Annotated in this window: 1 protein-coding gene; it reads left to right on the forward strand. The window is 35.0% G+C overall.

Translation table 11 applies throughout. The features are described from left to right. Nucleotides 1–167: 167 nt before the first annotated feature. On the forward strand, nucleotides 168–257 hold a 90-nt coding region (locus tag SCA31_RS24345), incomplete at its 3' end, for a 30S ribosomal protein THX (RefSeq protein ID WP_410699551.1).

Here is a 257-nt window from a genome sequence, read left to right on the forward strand (position 1 = left end):
CTCCTGCCCGGTATGAAATCGGTGTTCCTTCTTTTAATCCCAGTTCCTGAGCAGCAGATGCAGAAACGGTAGACTGGATCCCGAATGCATGAAAAGTTTAACAGTCTGTAGCTTTGAATTTTAAAGACTTATTTTTACATTAGTACTCATCAATAAAATATTTCATTATGGGAAAAGGAGACAAAAAATCAAAAAGAGGAAAAATCAATTCAGGAAGTTATGGTAAGAGAAGACTTAGAAAAAAAGGTAAAACTGCT

Origin of the sequence: Chryseobacterium sp. SIMBA_028 (genome assembly GCF_046535285.1) — a bacterium.
GTDB lineage: Bacteria > Bacteroidota > Bacteroidia > Flavobacteriales > Weeksellaceae > Chryseobacterium.